Origin of the sequence: Mycoplasma sp. 21DD0573, from assembly GCF_034863425.1 — a bacterium.
In the GTDB taxonomy this organism is placed as follows: domain Bacteria; phylum Bacillota_I; class Bacilli_A; order Mycoplasmatales; family Metamycoplasmataceae; genus Mycoplasmopsis.
In genome coordinates, this window is sequence record NZ_JAYFEZ010000019.1 from 1 (window position 1) to 6,571 (window position 6,571).

Below are 6,571 nucleotides of genomic sequence, written 5' to 3' on the forward strand. Positions count from 1 at the left end.
ATAAGTAGAGTTTAAAAATTATAAAAAATGAGCTTCCAACTTGGAAACTCAGGTTTTATACATAAATTATTATAATTATTGGATAATTTATAAACCTTTAAAGGAGAATTATGAACTTTGAAGAAAAATATTTTTTCTTAAAACCTGGTTTCTGATCTTGAACCGGTGGAGGTCAAATATCAGAGACAATGCTAGCTCAAACTAATTTAGGTCTTAGATTATCTTGAGTTATTGCTATGTTGATTATTTTCGTTATTTGAATCTTCAAAAGACAAATACACGAAGCAATTAAGCGTAAAAATGTTTCTGCAAAAACTCAAGAAATATTAATTAGAACTGCAGGAGCATTAACGCTTGCATTTATCGCTGCTAGAGCTATTGTGTTTGGAGTTACACAATATCCAGGTAAATGAGAAACTATACCACTTCATATGTGTAGAATTTTAGGAATTTCAATTGGTATTGTGCTTTTATTAAATAAACCACAATGAATGAAATATTTAATTTCACTTAGTTTCCTTGGTGCAACTATTGCGCTTATATTACCTGATGTTAAGATAACTTACACACCTGATGAAACATTTACAGCATTTGGTAAATTCTATGAAAAAGGTAAAGAATACGAGTTCCATATTTACTACGATAACTACATATTCTATGATTTAATGGCACTTCACGTATTTATGTTGCTTTCTACATTTATTGTTTCTATTGTATATCCATATTCAATGAGAAATACAGATATCTTAAGAACACTTGCAATATTCGGATTACTTGTTGTAGCTTGTTTCTTCTTAAACTGAGCACTTGATGACTTAGCGCCAAGTGCTTGAAAGAGCAATTACATTTATGTAGGAAAAGACAAATATAATCCATTCTCAAGTTTAATTGGTCCATTAATGAAATGACCATTTAATGTGTTTACATTAATTGCATTAGGAGCGCTTTACTTATATGCATGTGCTGGTATCTTTATTCTTCAAGATAAAATTATTTTTAATTTTGGAAAAGGTAAGAAATTCTTATCATTTGGTAAGTCTTCAAAACAATTCTTAAAACCTAGATTCAATGTTAAAAAGTATGATAATTTATATGTATTTTAATTAGAAAATTAAGCAACCAAATTTGGTTGCTTTTTTCTTTTGCCATAGTGTGCAAGCTGTAAAAAAAGAGTAGTCATTGCTGACTACCCTTTAGTTTTTTCATTGTAATATGTGCTTGTGCTTGATGAAAGTTCATCATCAGTTGGTTGAAGTGATTTGTGAATTGCTGAACTATTATTGATTTCATAAATATCAATTACGTTAGCATCTATTCCATCTTCAGCTGAAGCAAAGTAGTTTCTAAGCACCAATTCATAATCAACTGCTTGTGAAGGAACATAGTTAATGTAATTGAAATTTGTTAAGTTTTTGTATGCACCAATAACATCTTCATTACTTAAATCAAGGTATGAAATTACTTTTGCAATATAAAACTTAATAAAGTCTGACAATTTTTCAATTGTAATTTCTGCATTTTCATGTTTTTGTTCTTTAAATGTTTTTTCATTTTCAAAAATTAATGCAAATAAGACTTTAATTTCGTCATCTGCATTTTCAGGTAATGAAAGTGCTGAAGCTTCTTCATCTGCTTCTGGATATGTAAAGTTCTTAATATCAGTTGCAACTTGTGTAAAGAAGTTGTTTAAGTTTTCTGTTTTGCTAAAGTAATCTTTAAGTCTGTAAGGATAGATGTTAATTCTATCGTCTAGGTCAACATCTTCTTCACGTTCATGATGTAAGAATTTGTTGTGTTCTGCATTTAATTCAAGATACTTATCTAAGTATTCTTTGTTAGCAGGAAGTGATAAATCAAGTAAGTCAGCGTATTTGATAATTACGTTATTTAATTTGTCTTGATTTTCGTTTTCGTCTATGAGACCTAGCTCGACGAATTTATCAGTAGCTAATTCTTTAAATGCACTTGGTGAATCTTCGGTTCCTGTTTGAAGGATTTTTCATCTTTGTGCAACAGCGTGCTCAATGAATAATTGTTTTTTAAGACCGAATTCTTGTTTTGGATATTTTTTATCGATGTGGTCGAATTGTTCTGCTAATTCTGGTAAGTTATCTAAGAATCCATCTCTAATTGTTTCTAAGTAGAGTTTGTTTGATTCTTCTGTGTTAACTTTAGATAAGATAAGTCCATCGACTAATAAAATGTTTTCTTTAGGTTTAATAACTCTAATTTCGCGATCTTCGACTATACCTGGGAAGTTATCTTCTCCATAGTATGCATCAATAGCATCGCCATTGTACATAATAGCTGCATTGATATCATTTTTAGGGTTAATTAAGTTATTTAATAATTCAAGTCCATCTCCTTGAAATGAGATGTTTTTGTGTCCAATTGGGAAACCTGTTCCATCTTTAATAAGTGAAACAAATGAATCAATTAGACCTTTGTATGTTTCTTTTGTAACTGCGCCAGTGAATTGATCAGCACTGTGAGTTCCATCTGCATTTGTTCAATAAGATGAACCATATAACAAGTTATCTCTGACTGCGTCAGTGATGATTCAAGAATCAAATCCATTATCAGCAACTATTTTAAGTGAGTTGATAATAGAATTTGTTTCATATCCATTATTAAATTTATCAGCGTATAAATCAAGATTAATTGCATCGTCTTCAGTTTTCTTTTCAGGTGCAATTGGTTTTTTCTTAATGTTGTAAGCAATTACCATGTCTTGAGAAAAGTAAGGGAAAAAGTATTCTCAAAGTTCAGGGTAATTACCTTTTTCATCTTTAAGTTTTTCACCATTAAATTTAGTCTTTAATTGTTCGTTGTAATCTTCAAGATGCTCTCAAACTTCTGATTTGATAATGTTTTTAAGATATTGTTTTGTTTTTTCTCTGTCGTTTTTAAGTTCAGGTTTGTTAAGTAAAATTGAGTAATCAATTTTTTGCAAGCATTCTTTTTTAATAAGTGATGCAGCTAGGAAATCTCCACTGATTCCTGCAGCTGCTTTGTGGTTGATTATTGCATTATTAAACTCATTAACTTCGTTAAATTCAGCATAACTGAATACATCTCTTAATTTCTCTTTATTATCATCTGACATATATGATCTAAAGTTGTAAAAAGGTGGCTTATAATGATTAATTGCTTTTGAAACAATTAAACCAGTTCCTACTGCTGCCATTGTTAAAATCCCAGCACTAATTAATGATGTTTTAATAATTTTCTTCATTATTATTTCTTACCTTTCTTAACTGCAACGTAAATAATGTTTCCGATAATAGTTAATACAAGGATAATAGCACCAAAAATTAGTCCTCAAGGCTCAAATGAACCTGCGTATAAATCAGTTCCAATTGTTTGCATATTAGACACTGTTCTAGTGATTATAAAATCATCAAACGAAAGAACAGAAGCTACTATTACAGACATAATAATTGAAGGGATCATATAAACAAAGTAAGTTTTGAATCAAGATCTTAATTTTGAGTATCCTAAATCTTGACTTGCTTCGTAAAGGTTGTTGTTGAATTTTTCACTTCTTGGTAACATAAGTGAAATCGCATATGGAAGTGTCATAATTGTGTGAGCTACTACAACACGTCCAAATCCTTCGCTATCTGTTTGAATAACTCCAAAGAAGATACCAAAGACAAGAACAAGTCCAATAGCTGTAATGTTGTCTGGGTTAATAAGAGGAATATTAATTGTAGAGCTTACGTATGATCTAACAATTTTGTTCTTCTGTCTGTATAGTGCGTATACAGTTACAAGTGAAATTGTACATACTAAAAAGCTTACAATAAGCGCTAAAAGTAAGCTATTTACAAGCGACATCGCTCTGTTGTTATCAAATAAATGAAGTCAGTTGTCAAATGTACCTTTAGTTCAAGTCGGGTTGAATTGACCTTTTGGTGTCGGTTGGTTAAATGAGTAAATAACTCCAAATAAAAGCGGTATATAAACGATTGCTAAAATGATGAAAATATAAGATCTTTTTAAGAATTTACTCATAGTGCGCTCCTTTTTTAAGTCTGAAAATCATTTTAGGAGTTACTAAAATAATTCCATAAATACTTAAGAAAATAGCAGATACCACGATAACTAAAACAGAAACTGCTGCTAAGTCAAATTTATTTCCTGGGTTTGCTCTTGAGTTGATAATATCTCCAACTGTTTGATATTGTGAACCATCTGGCAGAAGTTTTGCTGAGATAACAAAGGTTGTAGCAGATGCAAGAAACACCATACCAAAACCACTTAAGATAGCTCTAATACCATATGGAATGATAACTTTGAAAACTGTTTGAGTTTGATTGTAACCTAAGTCGTGACTTGCTTCAATGATGTTTTTTGGCATATCTTTAAACACTGTGTATAAAGGCATAATCATTAAAGGCAAGTTAAGGTACATAAGTCCAAATACCATAAATGCTTCATTGTTTAAACTTTTTGTGTTGTGTGCCATAATACCTAAGAATAAGGCTTTAATTGAATAAATTCTAGCAATTGTGAAAATTGCAAGTGGTGAAATCATTAAACTAAGTGCACAAATTTTGAAAATCTTAGATTTAGATGTTGAAACAAAGTAAGCATATGGGAATCCAATGATTAAGCATAACATTGATGCCGCTAATCCGATTCATAATGAACGTCCCATAATTTTTCAAGTACTTGATGACTTGATTAAAACTCAGTTATCAAAACTTTCGTTTGGAATAAGTGCATAAAGCACAATTAAAATAATTGGAAGAATAATAAGTAAGAGCGCAATTAGGAAATAAGGTCAAACTAGATGTGTTTTTTTATCAAAAGTGAAGTTGAATTTATTAGTTTTGGAATTCATTATTTGAATAATCTCACTTAGCGTCTTTACGCATTAAATGGATTGAGTCAATTGTTCAACTTAAGTAAACTTTTTCACCTAGTTCAAATTTCTTAGATGTTTCTACATAAATAACTGTTTGTTCATCAATTTCAACTTTAATGTAGTAGTAGCTTCCTCTGTAAGAAATGTCAGAAATGTGTCCTGATAATTTGTTTGAAGTTTTAGATGGTTCTGAGTAAATGTCAATATCTTCTGGTCTAATAAGTGCATCAAGTACTTCACCTGGTTCAAATTCATCTGCTTCGTGAATTGTTTTAAACTCTTTGTTTAATATCTTAATTTTGCCTTGTTTTGTGAATTTAGCATCGAAGATATTTGAATCACCGATAAATTTAGCAACTCAGATGTTAACTGGATAGTCGTAGATGTTTTTAGGTGTGTCATATTGTTCAATAACACCATCACGCATAACAGCAACTCTATCTGAAAGTTCAAGAGCTTCGTCCTGGTCATGAGTAACAAAAATAAATGTAAGACCTAATTCTTGTTGAATACTTCTTAATAACACTTGCATTTTTTGTCTAATTTTTGCATCAAGTGCACTAAGTGGTTCATCTAAAAGTAAGATTTCAGGTTCAATAACAAGTGAACGAGCTAATGCAACACGTTGTTTCATACCACCTGAAAGTTCAGAAATAGCTTTATCAGCATTTCCTGTAAGACCTACAAGATCGATGATTTTGTTAATTTTTTCATCCATTTCTTGCCTTGTCATTCTACGTTTGAAGTGTAGGTTTTGGAATGCTTCAACTTTTAATGCTGTGTAACTTTCTCAATATGAATAAACGAAGTCTGAGTTATCAAGTCATTTTTGAATTTTCTTGTATTGGTATGTTCCTTCTTTTAAGTTTTCAAGTTGTTCTTCATATTTTTCTTGTAACTTGTCAAGTTGTTCCATTTTTTTATGACTTAAAGCATCTCATTTTTTAGTTAATTCTTCAAGAAGTTTTACTTTCTTTTGGTCGATAACTTCTTTAGGAATTCTTTTAAGTTTAAGACCATATGCAATGTTTCCATAAACGTTTAAGTGTGGAAAAAGTGCATAATCTTGGAAGATTGTTGAAACATTTCTTTTGTGTGGTTCAAGATCTTTAATGTCTAAACCATTGAATTTAATTTCACCACGTGTAGTTCACTCAAAACCACCGATTAATCTTAAAATTGTAGTTTTTCCTGAACCTGATGGACCTAATAAAGTAACAAACTCACCTGGTTGAATTTGTAAATTAATACTATGTAAAACTGTTTTATTTTGAAATTCTTTAACAACGTCAATTAATTCAATAATTGGTTGCTTATCTTTTTTTCTTTTAACTTTAATAGCCATTATTTTTAATCTCCTTTCCTTAATATAGTTTTAATAGCTATTTTAAAAGGGAGACCGTATCAAATAAGTTTTCAATGTATTCTTCACGTAAGTATTTTTTAGTTGAATAGTCAATATCATTAAATACTTTTAATACATTTGATATAGGTAAAATTTGAATTAAAAGCGCCTTACTTTTCATAAATGCTATTTTACTAAATTGATTAATTTTGGCCTTAATTTTTTTAACTTTTTTGAGGTAAGTTTTGAGCAAAAATTTTTTGTAAGACCATAAAAAATAAGTGTGTTAAAATGGTGTGATTTTGATTGGATTTTTGACCTTAAATTTAAAACAAAAACCACCTTGTGGTGGT

Annotated in this window: 6 protein-coding genes; 1 reads left to right on the forward strand and 5 read right to left on the reverse strand. The window is 30.0% G+C overall.

The window, feature by feature from the left end:
* Positions 1–110 precede the first annotated feature (110 nt).
* On the forward strand, positions 111–1,103 hold the full coding sequence (locus VBM86_RS02905) for a YwaF family protein (RefSeq protein WP_323189797.1): 993 nt from the start codon (positions 111–113) through the stop codon (positions 1,101–1,103).
* Positions 1,104–1,186: 83 nt separating this feature from the next.
* Here the strand turns inward: VBM86_RS02905 and VBM86_RS02910 are convergent, their stop codons facing one another.
* The 5 genes from VBM86_RS02910 to VBM86_RS02930 are packed head-to-tail and all read right to left on the reverse strand — an operon-like array spanning position 1,187 to position 6,399.
* Positions 1,187–3,235 carry a hypothetical protein gene (locus VBM86_RS02910; RefSeq protein ID WP_323189798.1) on the reverse strand — a complete coding sequence of 683 codons (2,049 nt, stop codon included), beginning with the start codon at positions 3,233–3,235 and terminating at the stop codon, positions 1,187–1,189.
* Between the two features lie 2 nt (positions 3,236–3,237).
* The gene (locus tag VBM86_RS02915; RefSeq protein ID WP_323189799.1) at positions 3,238–4,017 is read right to left on the reverse strand and encodes an ABC transporter permease; all 780 of its coding nucleotides are present in this window, start codon (positions 4,015–4,017) and stop codon (positions 3,238–3,240) included.
* The gene (locus VBM86_RS02920) at positions 4,010–4,849 is read right to left on the reverse strand and encodes an ABC transporter permease (protein ID WP_323189800.1); all 840 of its coding nucleotides are present in this window, start codon (positions 4,847–4,849) and stop codon (positions 4,010–4,012) included. Before VBM86_RS02920 ends, VBM86_RS02915 begins: the two co-directional genes overlap by 8 nt.
* The gene (locus VBM86_RS02925; protein WP_323188461.1) at positions 4,833–6,218 is read right to left on the reverse strand and encodes an ABC transporter ATP-binding protein; all 1,386 of its coding nucleotides are present in this window, start codon (positions 6,216–6,218) and stop codon (positions 4,833–4,835) included. Before VBM86_RS02925 ends, VBM86_RS02920 begins: the two co-directional genes overlap by 17 nt.
* A gap of 37 nt (positions 6,219–6,255) precedes the next feature.
* Positions 6,256–6,399, reverse strand: coding sequence for a hypothetical protein (locus VBM86_RS02930; protein ID WP_257088689.1), 144 nt, complete (start codon positions 6,397–6,399; stop codon positions 6,256–6,258).
* Positions 6,400–6,571 lie beyond the last annotated feature (172 nt).